Source organism: Verrucomicrobium sp. GAS474 (genome assembly GCF_900105685.1).
Taxonomy (GTDB): Bacteria; Verrucomicrobiota; Verrucomicrobiia; order Methylacidiphilales; family GAS474; genus GAS474.
On the sequence record NZ_LT629781.1, the window covers coordinates 2,769,657 to 2,789,784 of the forward strand.

A 20,128-nucleotide genomic window follows, 5' to 3' on the forward strand; every position below is an offset into this window, starting at 1 on the left:
ATTGGTTTTTTCGTTTTCATGAAACCTGTCACCCTTTACGCCGGATCGGACCATTACGAGGTCCAGCGCGCCGCGATCGCCCTCGCCGAGAGCATGGCCCCCGAGGACCCGCTCAATTACGAGGTGTTGAACGCCCAGGCCGATACGGTGAACGACGCCCTCGCCCAGATCGCCGCCCTCCGCGAGGCGGTGCTGACGCTCCCCTTCATGGGGGGCGGCAAGGTCGTCTGGTGGAAGAACGTCACCTTCCTCGCCGACACGCCGCAGGGGCGGAGCGAGGCGGTCCTGGAGGCGTTGGAGAAGCTCGTCCCCGTCCTCCAGGGGGCCGACGAGACGGTGAAGGTGATCATCAGCGCCCTCGGCATCGACCGGCGGCGGGCGTTCTTCAAGGCCCTCGGCAAGTTCGCCGAGGTTCGCGCCTTCGACCTGCCCGATGCCCGGAAGATCGACCCCGAGGACGCCATCGCGATCATCGAGTCGCGCCTCTTCGAGCGCCGCCTGAAGGCCGAGCCGGGCGTCGCCGAGCGGATCTTCGCCGCCTTCGGGGCCGACAAGCGGAGCATCGAGGAGGCGGTCGAGAAGCTCGACCTCCACGCGGGGGAGGGGCGGACGGTGACGGCGGCCGAGGCCCGCGTCCTCGTCGGCGGCAATCGCGAAGTCGCGATCTGGGATTTCTGCGACGCCGTCCTCGCGGGCCGTTCCCGCGACGCGCTGGAGGAGCTGGAGCAGCTCTTCCGGCAGGGCGAATCGGAGATCGGCATCCTGATCCTCCTCTCCCAGCAGATCCGCCTCGCCGCCCTCGGGGGCGTCCTGGCGGAGAACAAGCTCCTCCGCCTCGTCCCGAAGGGGAACTTCATGAACGTCCAGCTCTCCCCCGAGGCCGAGGCCTATCTCCCGCGCAAGAAATCGGGCGAGACGGTGAACACCTGGCAGCTGGGCCAGGTCTGCCAGAAGTCGAGGAAACGCCCCGCCTCCTTCTGGGTGAAGGCCATCGACCTCCTCCACCGCGTCCACCGCCAGATTGTGACGGGCCAGGCCGACAAGCAGCGGGCGATCGAGCTGGCGGTACTGGAATTGACGGCGTGATGAGCAAAGGCCTTCCACTCCTTGCCTTCCTGTTCTTTTGTCATGCGGGATTCGCCGGGGATATTCCCCTGAACGGCGGCACCTCGCCGAGTGGCCGTTATGAGATCAGGCTAAGCTCAGGCAAGGAGCTTGTGTACCTCCTGCTTCGGGAGGGAAAGCGGGTTTCGTCGGTGGCCTCGTCCTACCATTCTAGCCCCGATGACGGAGGTTTTGCCCTAAAACGCGCCGAAGACGCCGCCATTTATTGGAATAAGGCTGAGACATTCGTGGCGATCGACGAGGATAACTATCGTTTCATCGGCGATGTGTTGGTAGTCGATACGGGTTTTATCGGCTCCGGGACTGTTTTGAAGGCATCCTCGCTGATCAGTGCCCGAAAACTCGCCAAAAACGTGGAAAGGATGCGAGTCCGGGTGGGTCAAGGATGGACAGGGCCGAAGACGTTAGAGCTTTCCGTGGGAGGCATTGAAAAAACCGATTTGGGGAGCTTGAGGCGCTTTGAGAAAAAGGTGACGCTGACCTTTTCCTCTGCAAAAGGCGTCGAGGTGACACCGTAATTGACGGCCAAGCGCCTCTCTTGCATTGTTGTCCTTTCCCATGGCCCTCGTTCCCGAATCCCCCGTTTTCTCCGTCGTCGTTCCCTTCTTCAACGAGGCCGACAATCTTCCCCTCCTGATCGCCGAGATCGACAAGGCCCTTTCGGCCATCGGCCTGCCGGGGGAGATCATCCTGGTGAACGACGGGAGCACCGACAGCTACGCGAAGCCGGAACGGAGCCCGAATTATCCGGTCCGGTGGCTCGACATCACGGCCCGCTCCGGCCAGAGCGCGGCGATGTATTTCGGGACGCAGGCGGCCTTGGGCGAGTTCGTCGGCTACCTCGACGCCGATCTTCAGAACGATCCGGCCGATCTCGGGAAGCTCCTCGCCCTCGTCCAGGCGGGCTCGGCCGACCTCGTGACCGGCATCCGCACCCGGCGGAACGACGACTGGGTCCGGCGCTTCACCTCCCGCTTCGCCAACGCCGTCCGCTCCCGCGTCCTGGGCGACCATACGAGCGATACGGGCTGCTCCCTCAAGGTCCTCCGGGCCGAGGCGGCGAAGCGGCTTCCGGCCTGGAACGGGATGCACCGCTTCATCCCGGCGCTGATTCACAGCATGGGTTACAGGACGGGGGAGACCCCGGTGAATCACCGCGCCCGGCATGCCGGGGTCAGCAAGGTGCTGCAGGGGAAGCGGGCGCTCCGCGCGACCATCGACCTCCTCGGGATGGTCTGGCTGGGGCAGCGCCAGTTCAAAGGCCGGTTGGCCAAGTAAGCAAGTCCCGATCCATGGCCTCTCCCGATTTCAACCTCGACCTCCCGGCGCTCAAGAGCCGTTTCGCCCAGGTACGCCGTTTCATCGATCCCGAGACGCTCGGCGCCCGCCTCGCCGAGATCGAGGCGAAAATGGCCGAGCCCGATTTCTGGAACGACTCGCGCAAGGCGCAGGAGTTCATCGGCGAGAGCAACCGGATCAAGGCGAAGATCGTCCCGCTGAAGGAGATCGACGGGCGGATCGCCGACCTCGCCGTCCTCGCCGAGCTCGTCGCCGACGAGCCGACCGAGGCCGCGCAGAAGGATCTGGAGATCGAGGCCCTGGCGACGATCGCCGCCCTCGACGCCTATGAATTGAAGGTCCTCCTCTCCGGCGAGCTCGACCCGAACAACGCGATCATCAGCATCCACGCCGGGGCGGGCGGGACCGAGGCGTGCGACTGGGCGAACATGATGCTCCGCATGTACCAGCGGTATGCGGAGCGGAACGGCTTCAAGACCGAGATGCTCGACATGCTTCCCGGCGAAGAGGCCGGGGTGAAGGCCTGTACCCTCCTGGTGAAGGGCGAGTACGCCTACGGCTACCTCAAGGCGGAGCGGGGCGTCCACCGCCTCGTCCGGATCTCGCCGTTCAATTCCCAGGGGAAGCGGCAGACCTCCTTCTCCTCCCTCGACGTCATCGCCGAGGTCGACGACACGATCAACATCGAGATCCCGGAATCGGACATCCGGGTCGACGTCTACCGCGCGGGCGGCCACGGCGGGCAGGGGGTCAACACGACTGACTCCGCCGTCCGGATCACCCACATGCCCTCCGGGCTGGTGGTGACCTGCCAGAACGAGCGTTCCCAGATCAAGAACCGGGCCTCGGCGATGAACGTCCTCAAGTCCCGCCTCTACGAGCTGGAGCAGGACAAGCAGCGGGCCGACATGGAGAAGTATTACGGCGAGAAGGGCGAGATCGGCTGGGGCCGCCAGATCCGGTCCTACGTCCTCCAGCCCTATCAGATGGTGAAGGACCTCCGCACGGGGGAGCAGACCGGCGACGTCCAGGCCGTCCTCGACGGCGAGATCACCCCCTTCATCGAAGCCTATCTCCGCGGCAAGAAACGGACCGACATCGATCCCGACGACGAGTAGAACTTCCCCTTATCCCCATGAATCCCCACGCTGAACTCGTCGTCCCCGCCGGTCCCTTCGACGGCTACATCTTCGACTGCGACGGCACCCTCGCCGAGACGATGCCGCTCCATTACAAGGCCTGGACCCGGGCCTTCGAGGAATTGAAGACGCCCTTCGTCTTCGACGAGGATTACTTCTACAGCCTCGGCGGGACGCCGACGGTCCGGATCGTCCAGATCTTCAACGAGAAGTACGGGACGAGCTACGATCCCCAGACGGTCTCCGACCACAAGGAGCATATCTTCACCGAGATCATGCACGACCTGACGCCGATCGACGAGGTGATCGCCCTCGCCCGGCAGTACAAGGCGGAAGGGAAACCGGTCTCGGTCGCCTCGGGCGGGACCCGGCCGGTGGTCCTGAAGACGCTGGAGGCGATCGGCCTGAAGGATTTCTTCCCCATCGTCGTGACCGCCGAGGACGTGGTCCACGGGAAGCCGTTCCCCGACATGTTCCTCCTCGCCGCCGAGAGGATGGGGACGACGCCCGACAAGACCCTGGTTTTCGAGGATGCCCTCACCGGGATCAATGCGGCGAAGGCGGCGAAGATGCAGTACGCCGTCGTCCCCCACCCCTCGGTGCGCGGCAATGCCCGGCCGCCGAAGCCGATTTCCTAAGGCCGACTGTCCCATGCGCTTCGCCCTGATCCTCTTCGCCAAGAGCGATTCCTACCTGAATCGGCTCTCCGACCGGGAGCTGGCGGGGCAGCGTCGGCTTTTCTCCCGGGTGAAGGGATTGGGGCCGTTGTTCCTGGCGCTCTCGCTCCTGGGGGTCTTGCTCGGCCTCGCCCCGTTCCTCTGGCCGGGGTTCGATGCGGTCCCCTCGCGCTACAGCCCGTTCGGGAGTGCCCTGGCCTTCGCGATCGAGCTGAGCTGCAGCGCGATCCTGGCGGTCTTCTTCCTCATCTCCCTTTTCACGAAGACGTGGAAGCGGATCTGCCATCACCAGATCGGGGAGATCACCCGCGTCCTCGAAAAGCGGGGACGGAAGAAAGAGTTCTAGATCTCGTTCTAGAACTGGAGCCGCTGCATCAGGGCGAGGGCGGCCTGGTCGATGATCTCGGCGGAGACGATTTTCTTCGCCTTCCGCTCCCGCGCTTCGCCGTCCCGGCCATTGAAGCCGAAGAGGGTGTCGGTTGAGATCCGGGCGAGGATCAGGCCGGGCTGGCGGAGGTCGATCGCCGTCACGGTCAGGGCGATCCGGTCTTCCCGCCGCTCCTCGCCGCCGGGGAGGGGGATGACGACGACCCGCTTCCGCGCCATCACCTCGATCACGATGTCGGCGCTTTTTTTCAGCGCCTCGATGTCGGCCTTTTCCTTGTCGGTCTCGGGGGCGGTGAGGAAGCGGGTGCCGGCCTCGGCGAAGGGCTTCAGGAGGAGGGCCGAGATTTTCTGGTCGAGGAACCGGGCTCCCGCGTCGAAGAAGGGCTGGGTGAAGAGTTCCTCGACCTGCCGGGCGTCGTAATCGTTGATCGGGAGGACCCCCTTGTCGGCGCCGTCCTTCACGCGGACGGCGACGGAGGAGCTCTCCTGCCGCTCCCCGCCCGCCCCGGTCGCGGTCGGATTCAGGGAGGTGGCAGAGCTTGATCCGGGGGCGCTCTGGTTGGAGCCGATCTGGATGTTCGTCGCCCCCGCGCCGGGGGTGGGGACGGCGTCGCCCTTCACCTGGGTCCCGTTTTGAACCTGGGTCACGGTCGTCATCTCGCCCCGGTCGCGGACGAGGTCCCGGTTGATGTAGATCAGGAGGCGGGGCTGCTTCGCCTTCGCGTACCGGTCCTGGAAGAGGGCGAGGACGTTCTCCCGGTCCTGGATCGGGAGGGTGCCGGGAGGAGGAAGGGGAGCGGCGGCACCCGAGCCCGAGGCGGGGGAGAGACCGTCGGCCAGCAGGCGGGAGGAAACGAGGAGGAGGGCGAAGAGGGCAAAGAGGACAAACAGGCCGGGCCGTTTCATGGGTGGGCCTATTGAAGCTCCGTCGCCCTTTCTTGTCCATTCCGATGCAGGCGGGGAGGGAGATGCGGTAATTTGTCGCGTGGGAAAGCGTCGCCATCGGGGGCGAAATGGGGCATCCTGAAGGGGTCATGGTTTCCGGCACGCCGATCGAATCGCAGAAATTCGCCCTCGACGGGTTGTTGCGGCTCCGCTGGGTCGCGGTGATCGGCCAGATCGCGGCCTGCCTGGTGGCCCGCCTCGTCTTCAAGATCGAGCTCCCCGTCGTGACCCTCGCCGCCGGGATCGTCCTGACGGTGGTGACGAATGCCGGGGTCATCGCGATGAGCCTCCGGCGGTCGCCCCTGGAGGAGTCGACCTCGCGGCTCGTCTGCGGCGCCCTCCTCCTCCTCGATACGGCGACCCTCACGGCGATGCTCTACGTCACGGGCGGCATCCACAATCCCTTCGCCACGTTCTTCCTCCTCCACCTCACCATCGCGGCGATCCTCCTGCCGCCCCTCTGGACGTGGATCGGGGTGAGCCTGAGCGGCGTCGGCTCGGTCCTTCTTTATTACTCGCCCTCGCTCTTGCGGACGACCTCGGGACAGATCCTGATCTCCGATCCCGATTTCTTCCTCTACGGGAATATCTCCGGCCTCGTCCTCACCGGGGCCTGCATCACCTACTTCGTCACCCGCCTCAGCGCCGACCTCCGGCGGCACGAGGCCGAGCTGGCCCGCGCCCGGGCGATCTCGGAGCGGGGGGAGCGGTTCGCCGCCCTGGCGACCCTCGCCGCGGGGGTGGCGCACGAGCTGGCGACCCCGCTCGGGACGATCGCGGTGGCGAGTTCCGAACTCGAATACCTGGCGAAGGAAAACAAGCCGGGCGAGGAGATCCTCCCCGACGCTCGCCTGATCCGCAACGAGGTCGAGCGGTGCCGCCATATCCTCGAAAAGCTCAACGACAAGACGATGAGCAGCCTCGGCGAGTCGCCCGCGCCGGTGGCGTTGGGGAAGATCCCGGAGCTCCTCCCCTCCTACCTGAAGGCCTCCTCCCGGGGGCAGGTCGCCTACGAGATTTCGGTCGAGGCCCGGAACCTCCGGCTCGTGATCTCGGAGGAGGCGCTCCTCCAGTCCCTTGCCGTCCTGGTGAACAACGGGGCCGAGGCGGTGGCCGTCGCCGGGAACCGCTCGCCGGAGCCGGGGGTGGTGGTCCGCATCGAGCGTGAGGGGGGCCACGTTTCCTTCATCGTCCGCGACGAGGGATGCGGGATGGATGTCGAGACGGTCCGTCGCGTCGGGGAGCCGTTCTTCACGACGAAGGCCCCGGGCCTCGGCATGGGGCTGGGGCTCTTCCTCGTCCGCGCCTTCGCCGAGAAGGCGCGGGGGACCTTCCGCGTCGAGTCGGTGCGGGGGCAGGGGACCGCGGTTTTCCTTTCGATTCCTTTGGATTTATGAAGACACCCGACCCCGTGCAGGCTCCCGCGCTGAAGAAGCTCCTCCTCGTGGATGACGACGAGGCGTTCCGCGAGCGGCTCGCCGTGGCGATGAAGCGACGCGGCTACGAGACCCTCACCGCCCCCTCCGCCGCCGAGGCGCTCCGCCTCGCCCCGGCCTTCGGGCCGACCGCCGCCGTCGTCGACCTGAAGATGCCGGAGGAAAACGGCCTCGTCCTGGTGAAGGCCCTCCGGGAGCGGTTCCCGAACATCGTCGTGATCGTCCTCACCGGCTACGGGAGCATCGCCACGGCGCTCGACGCCGTCCGGCTGGGGGCGGCCGATTACCTGACGAAGCCCGCCGATGCCGACCGCATCCACGAGGCCCTGCAGGGGAAGACCCCCTCGGTCGAGGCTCCGCTTCCCGAGGTCGAGACGCCGACGCTCGACCGGGTCGAGTGGGAGCACATGCAGCGGATCCTATCGGACTGCGGCCACAACATCAGCCAGACGGCCCGCGTCCTCGGCATCGACCGGCGCTCCCTCCAGCGGAAACTCTCGAAGTACCCGCCGAACAAGTAGGCGATGGATCAACCTGCCAGGAGGTCTTCCCACTCTTCCTGCGTGAGGCGGGAGAGGAGGGCCTCCTCCCCGAGGAGGGTCTTCTCGACCAGGTCGCGCTTCTTTTCCTGGAGCTGGAGGATCTTCTCCTCGACGGTCCCGCGCGCGATGAGCTTGTAGGAGGTGACGACCTTCTCCTGCCCGATGCGGTGGGCGCGGGCCGTCGCCTGGTCCTCGGCGGCGGGGTTCCACCACGGATCGCAATGGACGACGGTGTCGGCGGCGGTGAGGTTGATGCCCGCGCCGCCCGCCTTGAGGCTGATGAGGAAAACCGGGACCGCGGCGTCGCCCTGGAAGCGGTCGATCTCGGCCTGCCGCGCCAGCGGGGAGGTCGAGCCGTCGAGGCGGCAGAAGGCGATCCCCTCCGCCTTCAGGCGCGCCTCGATGAGGTCGAGGAAACGGGTGAACTGGCTGAAGACGAGGAGGCGGTGGCCGCCGTCGACGGCTTCCTCGAGGAGGTCGAAGAGGGTGTCGAGTTTCGCCGACGGTTCCTCCCATTTCTTCTCCTTCGGGAGCGGAAGCAGATCGAGGTGGCAGGCGGCCTGCCGGAGGCGGGTGAGGGCGGAGAGCATCGCCATCGTCCGCTTCGCCGCGTTGCCCTGCTTCCCCGAATGCTCGAAGACCTCCCGGCGGCCCGCCTCGAGGAGCGCCTGGTAGGTCTCGCGCTGCTCGGCGGAGAGCTCGCACCAGGCGACGCTCTCGATCCGGTCGGGGATTTCCTTCGCCACGTCGGCCTTCGTGCGGCGGAGGAGGAAGGGGTGAATGCGGCGGCGGAGGCGCTTCAACGCGGGGCCGTCGTCGGTCTTCGTGATCGGGGTCTCGTAGCGGTCGCGGAACGCCTTCGCCGGGCCGAGGTAGCCGGGCATGAGGAAGTCGAACATCGACCAGAGGTCGAGGAGGCTGTTCTCGAGCGGCGTCCCGGTAAGGATGAGGCGCTGGGCGGCGCGGAGCCGCTTCACCGCCTGGGCGTTCTGGCTGAAGCGGTTCTTGATGTGCTGCGCCTCGTCGAGGATCACGGTGTCGAGGGCGAGCGGGGCGTAGGCGTCGCCGTCCCGGCGGAGCAGGGCGTAGGAGGTGAGGAGGAGGTCGTACCCGGCCGCCTGCGCCAGCATCGCGTGGCGGTCGGGGCCGTGGAGGAGGGCGGTCTTCAGGCCGGGGGCGAAGCGGGCCGCCTCGCGCTGCCAATTGTAGAGGAGGCCGGTGGGGGCGACGACGAGGGAGGGGCCCTTGGCGCTTCCCGATTCCTTCCGCGAGAGGAGGAAGGCGAGGGTCTGGAGCGTTTTGCCGAGGCCCATCTCGTCGGCGAGGATGCCGCCGAAGCCGCCCGCCGTGAGGCGGTGGAGCCAGGCGGTCCCTTCCTTCTGGTAGGGGCGGAGGACCGCGTCGAGCGAGGCGGGGAGGGCCGGGGCGGCGGCCTTCGCGTTCAGCACCGACGGGGCGGTCCACGTTACGCCGGAGCGGTCTTTCAGGGTCTCGGCGAGGTAGGGGGCGTACCGGCTTTCGACGCGGGCCGAGCCGAGGCTCGCCTCCGATTCGGGATCGCAATCGGCGAGGGTCGCCTGCCATTCGGCGAGGGCCTTCCCGGGGAGGAGGGCGATGGCGCCGGAGGCGAGCCGCTTGTGGGTCCGCCCGGTGTCGAGGAGCTGGCGGACCTCGCCGGGGGAGAGGGTGACGGCCCCGTCCCGGCTGGCGAAGGAGGTCTCGACCTGGAGCCAGTCGTTGCCTCCTGCAGCGGAGGAAACCCGGATCGTCGGCTCGATGGTCCGGCATTGGGCCAGGAGGGAGGCGAGGCGGGGGGAGGTCTCGACCTCCCATTCCCGCCGCCACTCGGGGAGGTGATCGGCGAGGAAGGCGATGATCTCCCGCTCTCCGGCGAGCTTCGCCATGTCGGAGTTTCCCGGCGCGGCCTGGAATCCGGCAGCGGCGAGGTCGTGGAGTGCGGCGGTCTCGGTCCCGATCTGGCGACCGTGGAAGAGCCCCGGCGTGACGGCGTCGGCGATCCAGCGGGCGGGATCGGAGGGCTTCGGGAGGGGTCGTCCAAGGAGGGGGAAGCCCCGCTCGCCGTAATGGGCCTCGAGGCGGCAGACCAGGGCGTTCAGGGTGCCGTCGAGGAAGACGGAGAACTTCGGGCGGCTCTCCCGCCATTCGATGGCGGCGACGGCGGCGTCGAGTTGGACCTCGATCTTCCCGGCGATCGAGGGGAGCTGGAGGAGGTGGGGCAACTCGGCGATGCCGATCTCGGTCGGCGCCTTGGAAAGGCTTTGGAGGGCGGGCCCCGCCCCGGGGTGGAAGGTGAGCCGTCCGTTGCCGAGGAGCCACCGGCCCGTGGCGGACGGGAGCCATTCCCCGACCTCGGCGGTGGGGGAAAGGAGTTCGACCCGGAGGCGGTTCTGCTTTTGCGCCGTGTCGGGCAGGCGGGTGACGTGGAGGATCGGGACGACGTCGGAGCGTCCCACCCGCACGGCCTCTTTCTTGCCGAGCGAGGCGGAGGGGCTCCCGGTTCCGGTCTGGGCGAGGGCGAGGAAGAAGGGGTCGAAGTCGGCGGACTCCAGGACGACGATGCCGGGGAGGGGATGGTTCTTTTTTTCGAGGATGCGGAGGGCCGTGCAGAGCGGCTCGGGAACGGCGAAGGGAGGCTTCTTCCCCCGCACGACGGCATCCCAAGGCTGGGAGGGCTTCCCCTCTTCGGCGGCCGCCTCGAGGATGATCCGCATCCGGTTCCCCCGCCACGCCTCGGCGAACTGGAGGGGAAGGAGGAAGGAGGGGAAGAGCGGCTCGGCTCCGGGCGGGGCTTCGTCGAGGGGGACGAAGAGGGAGGGGGGCGGGGGTTGCTGTTGCGGCGCGGACGGGGCGGCGGAAGGTGACGCCTTTTCTCCCGCCGTGCCGTGTTTGAGCCGGGCCAGGCCGAGGGCGATGGCGTGGGCGCAGACGATCCCGCCCTCGCGGGAGGGGCGGCAGCTGCAGACGGCCTCGACTTCCGAAAGGCGGAAGGCGGGACGGAGCCGGGGGGTGAGAAAGGCGGTGCCGGAGGGAAGGCGGACTTTCCCGGTGAGGAAGCCGGTGGCGGGATCGAGCTCGACCCCCTCGACGCGGCCGCCGTTGACGAGGGCCTCGGCCTCCTTCAGGACGGGCCAGCCGCCGATCCTCGCGAGGTGGTCCCGGGTGAGGGAAAGGGTGGGGGGAGCCATTCGGCTGGGGGGCTGGGCGATGCGGGCGCTATTTCCCGGGGCCGGCGTGGAGCTGGCGGGTCATGAGGGAGGGCTCGATGACCCAGAAGTTCCGCGTCGCCTCGACCATCGGGACGATCTTCCGCAGGCGCTCCTCGGTGAGGACGACGCCCCGGTTGACGAGGGCGATGCGGCTCTGGCCGGGGGCGGAGATGTTCTCGTTCATCACGTCGCCCGGGCTGATCCCCCCGGCGGGCTTGATCTTCGGCGTACCGCGCGTCTGGTAGAAATCGCAGACCATCATCAGCTTCGGCAGGCGGAAGAGATGGGAGTAGGAGGGGGTCCCCATCTCGCCGATCCAGGGGAAGCGGGGCGAGGTGAGGGGCTGGGTGAAGACGGCGCTGGAGGGGCCGCGTCCGGTCTCGCTGTTTTCCCGGTAGAGGGTCTGTACCCGGCCGACGAAGTCGACGATCGCCAGCTGGAGGGCGGTGTCGTCGGTCCCCCGCCCGTAGAGCTCGCCGGAGATGTATTCGGCCCCGGGGCGGGTGAAGTTCAGGACGACGTCGTACCACTCGGAGGAGGCGGGGAGGAAGACGCCGGTCCAGCCGATGAAGTCGCCCCGGAGGAGGACGCCCTCGGCCTTCTTGCTGTAGATGTCCTTCCCGGCGACCTTCATCTCGGAGAAGAAGGCGAGGACCGCCTTTTCGAGATGCTGGATGAGGGGCGGGCGGTTCTCGTCGGAGAGAATGAGGGGCTTGTTCTCCTTCGGCCCGGAGAGGGCGACGGAGGCCTTCCGGGCGGTCTCTTCCTCCTCCAAGGCCTGCTTCTCCTCGTCCTCGGCCTTTTCCTCGAGCGCATCGAGGCGCTTCTCGACCTCGGCGACGCGGCGGATCGTCCCGGCGGAACGGATTGCCTCGCGGCAGACGGTCATGAAGGCGGGGATGTCGAGCTGGCGGGCGAGGACGGCGTCGGCCTTCAGGTTGTAGGCGAAGATCGCCGTCCCGGGGGTGACCTCGGGAAGGAGCATCAGGAGGAAGGTCTGCGCCAGGCCGGGATGCTTCTGCATCGTCCGGTAGACGGTCTCCATCGAGATCTCGGCGCAGGCGGCGTCGAAGACGACCATGTCGAAGCCGTCGGCGGCGGAGAGGAAGGTGACGAGCTTTTCCTCGGTGTCGGCGTAGAAGATCGAGGCCCGGAAGGCGCCGAGGAGGCCGTCGAGCGCGAAGTTCAGATTGGCGTCGTTCGAGGCGACGAGAATGCGGGAAGAGACGCTCATGCGGAGATAGGGGAACAATAAACGCGAATTCCGGATTGAAAAGGGCGCACTTCACTACCAAGCTACAATCGATTCCCCGCCCCCCGGAAAACCCCCGATGTCCGTTCCCGCCGCCACCGAACCGCTGAAGCATCTCCTGATCGTCCATGACGACCGGGTCGTCCTCGACAGCCTCGCCTCCTATTTTCGGAACATCTATTCGGTCGCCTTCTGCGAGTCGGCGACCGACGCGGGCGTCATGATCCGCCAGGGGTTCCAGCCGAACGTGATCCTGACCTCGCACCGTTACATGAACCTGAAGGGGGACAGCTTCATCGAGGACGCCCGGCGCATGATGCCCGGGGTGGCGGTGGTCTACACCGTCACGGGTCAACAGATGAACGTGCTGGGCCTGAGTACCGTCCTCAACGGCCAGGACTACATGTTCCTGAACCTCGAATGGCAGATCCCGGAAATCATCCAGGCCGTCCGCCTGGCCTTCCAGTATTACCGCCTGAACACGCAGGCCATGGGCCTGCGCGCGAAGAAGTCGCGGGAGTCGACCGTCCTCGACAAGGTCCGGGAGGAGAACCGGATCTCCCAGCGCCGGATGGCGACGGAGACCTCCGAGCTGGCCCGGAACCACTTCCAGATGATCTCGATCCTCGGGGAACTCCTCGGTGCCCTGACCCTGGGCGACATCCATCAGACGAACCACGCGCTCCATACGGCCTACGTCGCGCGGGAGATCGGCCGGGCGATGAATCTGCCGAAGGCGGAGATGATGCCCCTCGTCGTCGCGGCCCTCTTCCACGACGTCGGCAAAAGCGCGCCTTCCCTGTCCGAGAAGGTCTCCTCCTCGGTCCTCTGGCCGGAGCCGGGAAGGCTGACCCCGGTGGAGCAGACCGTCTACGAGCGCCATGTCGCCGAAGGGGTCGCCATCCTGGCGAAGGCCGGCCTGCCCGAGAAGGTGCGGAATCTGGTCGAAGCCCATCACGAGCGCCTCGACGGGAGCGGCTTCCCGAAGAAGCTTTCCGGGGAGCAGATCCCCGTCGGGGCCCGGATCATCGCCGTCGCCGATTTTTTCCACAATACCGCCTACCGGAACACGACGGAGACGGCGGGCCTGACCGAGGCCCAGCGGCTCGACCGGGCCCTGGCGCAGATCCGTTCGCGGGAAGTCTTTTTCGGAGCCGACATCGTCGCGGCGTTCTTTGCCGTCGCCGATCATCTCGGCACGGCCAGCACGCTCTCGTTCGAGAAGGAGCTCCTCGAAGGGGATTGGACCGAGCTCTTCCCCGAGATCGCCGAGATCCATGCCCGCTACGAGGCGGCGGCGCTCGCCGAGCAGGCCTAAGTTGGGGCGGGTTGCTTCCGATTTTTTTCGTCCTTGCCTCCTCCGTAGCCCGCGGAGTCGATTTCTCTCTTCCTCAGTGGTGATGGAAGTATTTCATTCGTTTCGTTTACAATATATAATCATATTAGCGCACCACGGTTAGCAGGATTCCATTTGACGATGGTGTTGAAATAAAGGAAGTTTTGGGTGACATCTTCATTATCAATGCGATGTCATCTTCAATCAATACCGTTTCAAATTCGATAATCATTTCGTAGGCGAAAAGGTGTTTATTAATAATAAACAAAGGAATTCGACATGCCACATCACGCCACGCATCGTTTCCTCTCCGGCCTGTGCGCCGCAGGGTTGGTGATAGCCGGGACCATTGTCTCGGGTTATGCACAGGGATACACGAGCACCGCAGCCAGTTCCGCCCAAATCACGGTGGGGACCTCGGTCATCCGCGACACGACGAATCCCCTCCAGCTGGGATTCAACGTCGAGTGGGCCGATTTCCAGGGAGGGAGCAGCGGCGACGGCATCCTGTGGGACAGCACCTCGCAGGCCCCGACGAGCGATCTGACCGGATTCCTCCAGGACGGTTTCCCCGGGTCGATGTATCGCTATCCCGGCGGGACCCTCTCGAATCTCTTCGAGTGGAAGCACTCGATCGGCGCGGTCGGTTCCCGCGCGGGCATGAACGCGAACTACGGCAGCTCCTACGTCGCGACCTTCGGCCTCGACGAGTTCATGGCCTTCGTCAACCAGGTCGGCGGGACGCCGCTCATCCAGCTGAACATCGCCTCGGTCGACGGGGTCGGCCTCATCGGCGGGACGACCGATCCGAACTGGGCCGAGTGCAAGAAGCGGGCCCTCGGCCTCATGGAGTACCTGAACGCCCCGGCCACGGCCGACTGGAACGGTGACGGTACCTACGACGGCCAGACCCGGCAGACCAACGGCCACAGTGCCTACAACGTCCAGATCGTCGAGCTGGGGAATGAGCTCGACCTCGGTGCCTCGGGCCTCTCGGCGACCGACTATTCGGCCCGCTGCGCCGACATCATCACGACGCTCCGAGCGAAGATGCCGAACCTCAAGTTCATCGCCCATGCCCGGACCAATCCCTGGGATACCTCGGGCTGGGCCGCCTTCCACCAGACCGTCCTGGCGCAGGTGGGAAGCAACCTCACCGGGATCGCCTGGCATCCCTATTACGACGGCTACGACATCCCCGACATGCTGAAGTGCGACGGGCAGATCTACAACGACATCAACTCGGCGGTGACGGCGAACTCCTGGACGACGACGCCCGGCATCTACGTCACCGAGCATGGCCGCTGGCCCTGGGGCACCACGGTCGGCGCGAATACGACCTGGTCGATGACCACCGACATCGCCGGCTCCATCGGCGCGGGAGACTTCCTCATCACCCAGGCCTTCCGTCCCGAGGTGAAGGCCGACCTCGACCACGCCCTCGGCTCGGTCAGCCCGTGGGCGCTCTTCGACGTGGTGAACGCCGACGGCAGCTACAACATCTCGACCTTCCAGCCCCGGCCGCTCGCCTACACGCTGCGGCTCCTGAACCGGACGCTCTATCAGGCGCAGGTGATCGGGACGACGCTGGTCACCCCGCGCGCGTCGAATTACGGCACCTCGCAGTCGAATCCCTATGACCTCCGCGTCGCGGCCTACCGCTACGGAGCGTCGGGCTCCAACGGCCTCCTCGTGGCCAACCGCGCGACGGCCCGGTATCCGCTGAAGTGGATCCTGCCGTCGTGGGTCTCGGGCGAATGGGTGGTCCGGCAGGAGAGCGTCGGCGGCGACGACACGACCGGCGGTTCCATCGTCCGGCGCTACCTTCCGGTGACGGTCGCCTCGAACCAGGGAACGGTGCCGGTCCAGGCGAGGGGGGTCTTCAACTACACCGTCGTCGGCCAGAACCTCCTCGTCAACGGCGGCTTCGAGTCGAGCAGCACCTCGTCGACCGGGTGGGAGGTCCGCACCAACGGCGGCAGCGGATCGTTCACCCTCTCGGCGGGATCGTCGACGGCGAACACGGTCGAGGGGGCGAACCTCGTCCACATGGCCCGGACCTCGACGGCCGGCGGCGGCTATGAGCTGGCCCAGACCTACTGGAACGGGAACGGCAATCTCTCCTCGACCGGCGTGATGGCCCTCAATCCGTGGGACAGCTACGTGTTGCGCGGCCATGTCCGGACGACGGGGCTGAACGCGAGCAGCGCGTCGATCCGTCTCCAGCTCTTCGACATCAACGGCAACGTCAGTTCGGCGGCGAGCTCGGCGGCGGCCACGAACAGCGGCTCGACATGGCAGACGCTGAGCGCCGAGGTCGTCCCCGGCTCGCTGTTGAACGGGATCGCGCTGGGCCGCGTGGAGGCGATCCTCGGAATCGGCTCGTCGGTCGGCTCGCTCGACGCCGACGGCTTCACCCTGATCCGGCGGCAGAATTGGCTCCAGAACCCCGGCTTCACGACGGGAGGGAGCTGGAGCCCGCGCGGCGAGGGGAGCGGCACCGGCACGATCACGATCGCGGCCGACGCGGCGACGGGCCTCCATTACGCCCGCCTCGTGAAGACCTCGACGGCGGGCGACATCGCCTACGTCCAGAGCGGCGGAACGAACCTGGCGGGGCTGAGCTCGATCTTCTCCCTCCGACAGAGCGAGAAATGGCGGCTCCGCGCCCACGTCCGGGCGACGGGCCTCAATTCGAGCGGGGCGAAGATCCGGCTCCAGGTCTTCGATACGATCAACGGCTTCCGTTCGTCGAGTCCCAGTTCCGCGACGGTGACGGGAGGGACCGGGACGTGGCAGGATCTGACGATCGACTTCTGCCCCCGGCAGATCCTCAATGGAAATCCGCTGAACTACGCCGAGGTGCTCCTCACCAACAGCTCGACGGCGGGAACGTTCGACGTCGGCTGGGTGAGCCTCGAGGCGCTCGACGTGGGGACGACGCCCTAGGCGGGCGAGCCCCGGCGTCCTGTCGGACGCGCTATCGCGCAGGGGGGAGGAATCCGGAAGGGTTCCTCCCCTTTTCGTTTCAGATGAGGGGGACCATCGTCCGCCGATGCTTCTCGAAGATCGGGACTTCCTTGATTCCGAGAGCGGCGACGATGGGGGCGAGCTTGGCGTAATCCTCGCCGAGCTGGAAGTGGGAGTGGGCGTCGGAGGAGAAGGTGATCGGGATGCCGAACTCGACGGCGCGCCGCAGGAGGGTCTCGCTCGGGTACTGCTCGTTCACCGTCTTGCGCCAGCCTGCGGTGTTGATCTCCATCGCCAGGTCGGCCTTCTTGATCCGCTGGAGGAGGGGCTCGAAGAAGGGCAGGGGTTCCCCCGCCGGGCGGAAGCCGTGGATCTTCACGAGGTCGAGGTGGGAGAGGCAATCGATGTGGCCCCGGTCGATCATCCGGAAGACCTGGTCGATGTAATCCTCGTAGATGGCCTCGACGGGCCGCTCGGCGAACTGGGCGGTCTGGTCGGCCGAGTCGAACATCTTCTCCTTGCCCGCGAGGTAGTGGACCGAGCCGAGGACGAAGTCGAGGCGGTCCCAGTTCCTCTCGACCCACGCCCGTCCGGCGGCGGAGGTCTCGGGATCGTTGTCGAGCTCGATCCCGGCGCGGATGGCGAGGTCGGGATTGGCGGCGCGGAAACGGTCGAGGGCGTCGAGGTCGACCCCGGCGCAATAACGGTCGTGATCGGTGAATGCGATGTCCCGCAGCCCCTTTTCCCGGGCCGTCACCGCCCAGGGGCCGAGGAGCTCGGCGGTGTAGGGCTGGAGTTTGTGGGCTTGGGGATGGCTGTGGTAGTCGGTGAAGAGCTTCATGAGGGAAGCCTCACTATGGCGCAAGCGGGGCCTTGCCGAAAGTCCCTTCTGCGGGTTTTACGGCGACGGGGGGCGTGATCCGGTTGAGCTCGAACCAGCCCTGGTTCATCTCCAGGGCGTAGGCGATCTTGTCGCTCTGGCTCGGGACGGGGCTGCGGTCGAGGGGGCGCATGTCGTGGACTTCGAGGATGCGGCCGTTCTTGTCCATGTAGGCGACGGAGAGGGGGAGGAGGGTGTTGGCCATCCAGAAGGTCGCCCGCCGCTCGGGGCCGAGGACGAAGAGCATCCCGGCGTTGTCGGCCATCGCGGTGCGGAACATGAGGCCGCGCTCGAGCTGCTCCGGGGTGCGGGCGATCTCGGCGGTCACGCGGGCATTGCCGATCCGGAGCTCGACGGCGGGAAGGGTCGGCTGGGGGGCGGTCGGCTCGGCGGGCTGGGTCTGGCTCTGGGCCAGGGCCGCCGCCTGCGGGGCGAAGGGCAGGACGAGGCCGGCGCAGATCGACGCCGCCGCGGCAAGAAGGGAAAGGAGGCGGGCGGCTTTCACTGCTCGATCTTCTGCTCGATCGTGTTGATCTATTCGATTTTTTGGGCGACGCCGGGCGAGGTGAGGGGATCGATCTGCTTCATCCGGCGGGAGAGGGTGATGAGGAGGGAGGTCAGGATCTGGACGCCGGTGACGGGATTGTCGGTGACGAAGGCCATGAACTGCTCGTAGGCGATCCGCCAGACGTGGGTGAACTGGGTCGCCTGGACGGTGGCGCTGGCGGGGGAGAGGTCGAAGATCGCCATCTCGCCGATCGACTCGCCGGGGAAGAGGGTGGCGATGACGAAGGCGTCGCTCTCGTTGAAGCGGACGACGCGGAGCTGGCCGCTGAGGATGCAGTAAAGGTAGGGCTGCAGCTGGCCTTCCTCGATCAGGACGGCTCCTTCGGCGACGGGCTGGAATTCCCCATAGGAAGCCAGAAGGTCCCGATCATCTTCCTTGAGAGTGGAGAAGATACCGATGGCGGAAAGTTCGTGCATGGGGGGTGATTGTAGAGAGCGCGACGAAAGGCGTCTAGCCGAATGCGCGGCGGAAAGGACGTTGCCTCAAAAAAGGCGGCCGATTGTTTTTACAATCGGCCGGAACCGCGCGTCAGGGCTACAGCTCGCAGGTCTGGCGCTCGGTCATGACTTCGACCTTGCCCTTGTAGCCCGATTTTTTCGCGAGCTTGCGGAGGGCGGCCTCGGCCTTCACGAAGTGGTCGGGATAATGGGTGACGCAGAGGGTCTCGACCGATTTCCCGGCCAGCTCCTCGAAGAGGGCGGCCTCGGGGAAGTGGGTCAATTCGCAGAAGAGGGCCTTCACCGGCTTCTTCAGCGCGGGGCGGAGTTCCTCGGGAAGGGCGATGTCGGCGGAGTAGACGTAGCGGCCCTTCGGCGTGTCGAGGACGAGGCCGTAGCAGTCGAAGCAGGTCTGCGGATACTTCTTCTGGAAGAAGCTGGCGAGGTTGTCGAGGTGGGCGGTGGCGAAGCCCTTCAACGTGAAGCCGCCGTGCTTCGTCGCCTTGGCCGTCGGGGTGAGGGGATGCCAGACGATGGGGAAGCCGATGAGTTCCGGGAAGAGGATGCACTTCACCAGGTAGTCCTGCAGCACCGGGACGATCGCGTCGGGCGCGTAGATGTGGAGGGGGGCGCGGCGGGTGCGGAGCCAGAGGGACTGGATCAGCATGGGGAATTGGCCGATGTGGTCGCTGTGGGCGTGGCTGAGCCAGATCGCCTCGGGGACGTTCGGGTCGATCTTGTGCATCGACAGGTATTGGGCGACGTTGGCGCCGCAATCGAGGAGGAGGCTGAAGTCGGAAGCCTGGATCAGGATGCCCGAATGGCTGCGTCCGAGAGGGCTGGTATGTCCGTCGGCGGTACCCAAGAATGTGACCTGCATGGCAGCCACGCTTATATTGTCTTAACCCTCAGGGAGGCAACAAGAAAGCTCCAGGGAAAGCACCTGAGTAAACCCCCTCACCTGATTCATCCACTTTGCGACCTTGTTTGCGGCCTTGTTTCCCCGAAAAAGCGCGGGCAGGATTTCCCTTTCACGTTATGGCGAAGTCTCTCTCCCCCAAGTCCCGTTCCAAGTCTGTTTCCAAATCGAAAAAGTCGCAGGGCAAATCCCTCCAGCGTTGGGTGGTGAAGCTCGGCACCGGCATCCTGACGACGCCCGAGGGGCGCCTCGACCTGGAGCAGATCCGGAAGCTCGTCTCGCAGGTCGCGCGGCTCCGGGCGCGGGGCATCCAGATCATCCTCGTGAGCTCCGGCGCGATCGGCGGCGGCATGGGCATCCTCGGCCTCGCGAAGCGGCCCAAGGCGATCGAGGAACTCCAGACCTGCGCCGCCATCGGCCAGCCCTACCTGATGAGCCTCTACGCGGAGCTCTTCGGCAAGCACCGGATGCACGTCGCGCAGATCCTCCTGACCTACTTCGACCTCGACAGCCGCTCCCTCTACGCGAACGCGCAGAAGACCCTCTCCCACATCCTCCGCCTCGACAAGGGGAGCTACGTCCCGATCATCAACGAGAACGACGTGATCTCCCACGAGGAGATCAAGTTCGGCGACAACGACCAGCTCTCCGCCCACGTCGCCGTCATGGCGAAGGCCGACCGCCTCATCATCCTCTCGAACGTCCCCGGCCTCACGGAAAATTCCGACGGCAGCGGCAAGGCGATCGCCCACGTCCCGAAGATCGACGAGCGGATCCTCTCCCTCGCCGGGAAGACGGCGAGCGAGCGTTCCGTCGGCGGCATGATCACGAAGCTGACGGCGGCCCGCATCGCCAACGGGGAGGGGATCCTCATGCAGATCGCCCACGGACGGACGACCGACGTCCTGGTGAAGATCGCGAAGGGCGACAAGATCGGGACGCTGTTCGGCGAATTGGGCGAGCTGAAGGGCAAGATTTAGGCTATACTA

18 protein-coding genes are annotated in these 20,128 nt (G+C 66.3%); 11 read left to right on the forward strand and 7 right to left on the reverse strand.

Annotated elements, in window-relative coordinates; translation table 11 throughout:
• The first annotated feature begins 18 nt into the window (after window positions 1-18).
• From holA to BLU04_RS11655, 6 genes are read left to right on the forward strand one after another with little or no spacing between them, the layout of a single operon-like run.
• Window positions 19-1,086, forward strand: a complete 1,068-nt coding sequence (gene holA, locus BLU04_RS11630) for a DNA polymerase III subunit delta (RefSeq protein ID WP_093286123.1) — start codon at window positions 19-21, stop codon at window positions 1,084-1,086.
• Window positions 1,086-1,643 (forward strand): hypothetical protein, encoded by a 558-nt coding sequence (locus BLU04_RS11635; RefSeq protein ID WP_093286126.1) that lies wholly within the window; start codon window positions 1,086-1,088, stop codon window positions 1,641-1,643. The genes holA and BLU04_RS11635 overlap by 1 nt, the downstream gene beginning before the upstream one ends.
• A 40-nt stretch (window positions 1,644-1,683) precedes the next feature.
• A complete protein-coding gene (locus BLU04_RS11640; RefSeq protein WP_093286129.1) occupies window positions 1,684-2,403 on the forward strand; it encodes a glycosyltransferase family 2 protein in 720 nt (239 codons plus the stop codon).
• A 14-nt stretch (window positions 2,404-2,417) separates the two neighbouring features.
• Complete coding sequence (prfB, locus tag BLU04_RS11645; protein ID WP_093286132.1) at window positions 2,418-3,542, forward strand: peptide chain release factor 2; 1,125 nt, start codon at window positions 2,418-2,420, stop codon at window positions 3,540-3,542.
• Between the two features lie 17 nt (window positions 3,543-3,559).
• Window positions 3,560-4,201: an HAD family phosphatase gene (locus BLU04_RS11650; RefSeq protein WP_093286135.1), complete on the forward strand. Its 642-nt coding sequence runs from the start codon at window positions 3,560-3,562 to the stop codon at window positions 4,199-4,201.
• A 13-nt stretch (window positions 4,202-4,214) separates the two neighbouring features.
• Window positions 4,215-4,586, forward strand: coding sequence for a hypothetical protein (locus BLU04_RS11655; RefSeq protein WP_093286138.1), 372 nt, complete (start codon window positions 4,215-4,217; stop codon window positions 4,584-4,586).
• A gap of 8 nt (window positions 4,587-4,594) precedes the next feature.
• Here BLU04_RS11655 and BLU04_RS11660 read toward each other — a convergent pair whose 3' ends face one another.
• A complete protein-coding gene (locus tag BLU04_RS11660; protein WP_093286174.1) occupies window positions 4,595-5,533 on the reverse strand; it encodes a hypothetical protein in 939 nt (312 codons plus the stop codon).
• A 128-nt stretch (window positions 5,534-5,661) separates the two neighbouring features.
• Here BLU04_RS11660 and BLU04_RS11665 point away from each other — a divergent pair, with 128 nt between their 5' ends.
• Both BLU04_RS11665 and BLU04_RS11670 read left to right on the forward strand, forming a co-directional pair.
• A complete protein-coding gene (locus BLU04_RS11665) occupies window positions 5,662-6,969 on the forward strand; it encodes an ATP-binding protein (protein ID WP_162274680.1) in 1,308 nt (435 codons plus the stop codon).
• Window positions 6,966-7,529, forward strand: coding sequence for a response regulator (locus tag BLU04_RS11670; protein WP_093286180.1), 564 nt, complete (start codon window positions 6,966-6,968; stop codon window positions 7,527-7,529). The genes BLU04_RS11665 and BLU04_RS11670 overlap by 4 nt, the downstream gene beginning before the upstream one ends.
• An 8-nt stretch (window positions 7,530-7,537) precedes the next feature.
• Here the strand turns inward: BLU04_RS11670 and BLU04_RS11675 are convergent, their stop codons facing one another.
• Both BLU04_RS11675 and BLU04_RS11680 read right to left on the reverse strand, forming a co-directional pair.
• Window positions 7,538-10,756, reverse strand: a complete 3,219-nt coding sequence (locus tag BLU04_RS11675) for a DEAD/DEAH box helicase (RefSeq protein WP_093286183.1) — start codon at window positions 10,754-10,756, stop codon at window positions 7,538-7,540.
• Window positions 10,757-10,784: 28 nt separating this feature from the next.
• Window positions 10,785-12,011: a hypothetical protein gene (locus tag BLU04_RS11680; RefSeq protein ID WP_157895314.1), complete on the reverse strand. Its 1,227-nt coding sequence runs from the start codon at window positions 12,009-12,011 to the stop codon at window positions 10,785-10,787.
• A gap of 97 nt (window positions 12,012-12,108) precedes the next feature.
• Here BLU04_RS11680 and BLU04_RS11685 point away from each other — a divergent pair, with 97 nt between their 5' ends.
• Both BLU04_RS11685 and BLU04_RS11690 read left to right on the forward strand, forming a co-directional pair.
• Complete coding sequence (locus BLU04_RS11685) at window positions 12,109-13,347, forward strand: HD domain-containing phosphohydrolase (protein ID WP_093286189.1); 1,239 nt, start codon at window positions 12,109-12,111, stop codon at window positions 13,345-13,347.
• Window positions 13,348-13,644: 297 nt separating this feature from the next.
• On the forward strand, window positions 13,645-16,314 hold the full coding sequence (locus BLU04_RS11690) for a hypothetical protein (RefSeq protein ID WP_157895315.1): 2,670 nt from the start codon (window positions 13,645-13,647) through the stop codon (window positions 16,312-16,314).
• Window positions 16,315-16,393: 79 nt separating this feature from the next.
• Here BLU04_RS11690 and BLU04_RS11695 read toward each other — a convergent pair whose 3' ends face one another.
• The 4 genes from BLU04_RS11695 to BLU04_RS11710 all read right to left on the reverse strand — a co-directional run bounded on the left by BLU04_RS11695 (window position 16,394) and on the right by BLU04_RS11710 (window position 19,100).
• The gene (locus BLU04_RS11695; protein ID WP_093286195.1) at window positions 16,394-17,176 is read right to left on the reverse strand and encodes a histidinol-phosphatase HisJ family protein; all 783 of its coding nucleotides are present in this window, start codon (window positions 17,174-17,176) and stop codon (window positions 16,394-16,396) included.
• Window positions 17,177-17,189: 13 nt separating this feature from the next.
• The gene (locus BLU04_RS11700; protein ID WP_197672944.1) at window positions 17,190-17,720 is read right to left on the reverse strand and encodes a DUF192 domain-containing protein; all 531 of its coding nucleotides are present in this window, start codon (window positions 17,718-17,720) and stop codon (window positions 17,190-17,192) included.
• A 29-nt stretch (window positions 17,721-17,749) separates the two neighbouring features.
• The gene (locus BLU04_RS11705) at window positions 17,750-18,199 is read right to left on the reverse strand and encodes a cyclic nucleotide-binding domain-containing protein (RefSeq protein ID WP_093286198.1); all 450 of its coding nucleotides are present in this window, start codon (window positions 18,197-18,199) and stop codon (window positions 17,750-17,752) included.
• 118 nt (window positions 18,200-18,317) lie between these two features.
• The gene (locus BLU04_RS11710; protein ID WP_093286201.1) at window positions 18,318-19,100 is read right to left on the reverse strand and encodes an MBL fold metallo-hydrolase; all 783 of its coding nucleotides are present in this window, start codon (window positions 19,098-19,100) and stop codon (window positions 18,318-18,320) included.
• A 158-nt stretch (window positions 19,101-19,258) separates the two neighbouring features.
• On the opposite strand from BLU04_RS11710, the gene proB reads away from it, so the two are divergent.
• Window positions 19,259-20,119, forward strand: a complete 861-nt coding sequence (proB, locus tag BLU04_RS11715; protein WP_093286204.1) for a glutamate 5-kinase — start codon at window positions 19,259-19,261, stop codon at window positions 20,117-20,119.
• Window positions 20,120-20,128 lie beyond the last annotated feature (9 nt).

What these genes read in the sequence shown, in the direction of transcription:
- holA (WP_093286123.1), top strand. Translation starts at nt 19, where the DNA reads ATGAAACCTGTCACCCTTTACGCCGGATCGGACCATTACGAGGTCCAG.
- BLU04_RS11635 (WP_093286126.1), top strand. Translation starts at nt 1,086, where the DNA reads ATGAGCAAAGGCCTTCCACTCCTTGCCTTCCTGTTCTTTTGTCATGCG.
- BLU04_RS11640 (WP_093286129.1), top strand. Translation starts at nt 1,684, where the DNA reads ATGGCCCTCGTTCCCGAATCCCCCGTTTTCTCCGTCGTCGTTCCCTTC.
- prfB (WP_093286132.1), top strand. Translation starts at nt 2,418, where the DNA reads ATGGCCTCTCCCGATTTCAACCTCGACCTCCCGGCGCTCAAGAGCCGT.
- BLU04_RS11650 (WP_093286135.1), top strand. Translation starts at nt 3,560, where the DNA reads ATGAATCCCCACGCTGAACTCGTCGTCCCCGCCGGTCCCTTCGACGGC.
- BLU04_RS11655 (WP_093286138.1), top strand. Translation starts at nt 4,215, where the DNA reads ATGCGCTTCGCCCTGATCCTCTTCGCCAAGAGCGATTCCTACCTGAAT.
- BLU04_RS11660 (WP_093286174.1), bottom strand. Translation starts at nt 5,533, where the DNA reads ATGAAACGGCCCGGCCTGTTTGTCCTCTTTGCCCTCTTCGCCCTCCTC.
- BLU04_RS11665 (WP_162274680.1), top strand. Translation starts at nt 5,662, where the DNA reads ATGGTTTCCGGCACGCCGATCGAATCGCAGAAATTCGCCCTCGACGGG.
- BLU04_RS11670 (WP_093286180.1), top strand. Translation starts at nt 6,966, where the DNA reads ATGAAGACACCCGACCCCGTGCAGGCTCCCGCGCTGAAGAAGCTCCTC.
- BLU04_RS11675 (WP_093286183.1), bottom strand. Translation starts at nt 10,756, where the DNA reads ATGGCTCCCCCCACCCTTTCCCTCACCCGGGACCACCTCGCGAGGATC.
- BLU04_RS11680 (WP_157895314.1), bottom strand. Translation starts at nt 12,011, where the DNA reads ATGAGCGTCTCTTCCCGCATTCTCGTCGCCTCGAACGACGCCAATCTG.
- BLU04_RS11685 (WP_093286189.1), top strand. Translation starts at nt 12,109, where the DNA reads ATGTCCGTTCCCGCCGCCACCGAACCGCTGAAGCATCTCCTGATCGTC.
- BLU04_RS11690 (WP_157895315.1), top strand. Translation starts at nt 13,645, where the DNA reads ATGCCACATCACGCCACGCATCGTTTCCTCTCCGGCCTGTGCGCCGCA.
- BLU04_RS11695 (WP_093286195.1), bottom strand. Translation starts at nt 17,176, where the DNA reads ATGAAGCTCTTCACCGACTACCACAGCCATCCCCAAGCCCACAAACTC.
- BLU04_RS11705 (WP_093286198.1), bottom strand. Translation starts at nt 18,199, where the DNA reads ATGCACGAACTTTCCGCCATCGGTATCTTCTCCACTCTCAAGGAAGAT.
- BLU04_RS11710 (WP_093286201.1), bottom strand. Translation starts at nt 19,100, where the DNA reads ATGCAGGTCACATTCTTGGGTACCGCCGACGGACATACCAGCCCTCTC.
- proB (WP_093286204.1), top strand. Translation starts at nt 19,259, where the DNA reads ATGGCGAAGTCTCTCTCCCCCAAGTCCCGTTCCAAGTCTGTTTCCAAA.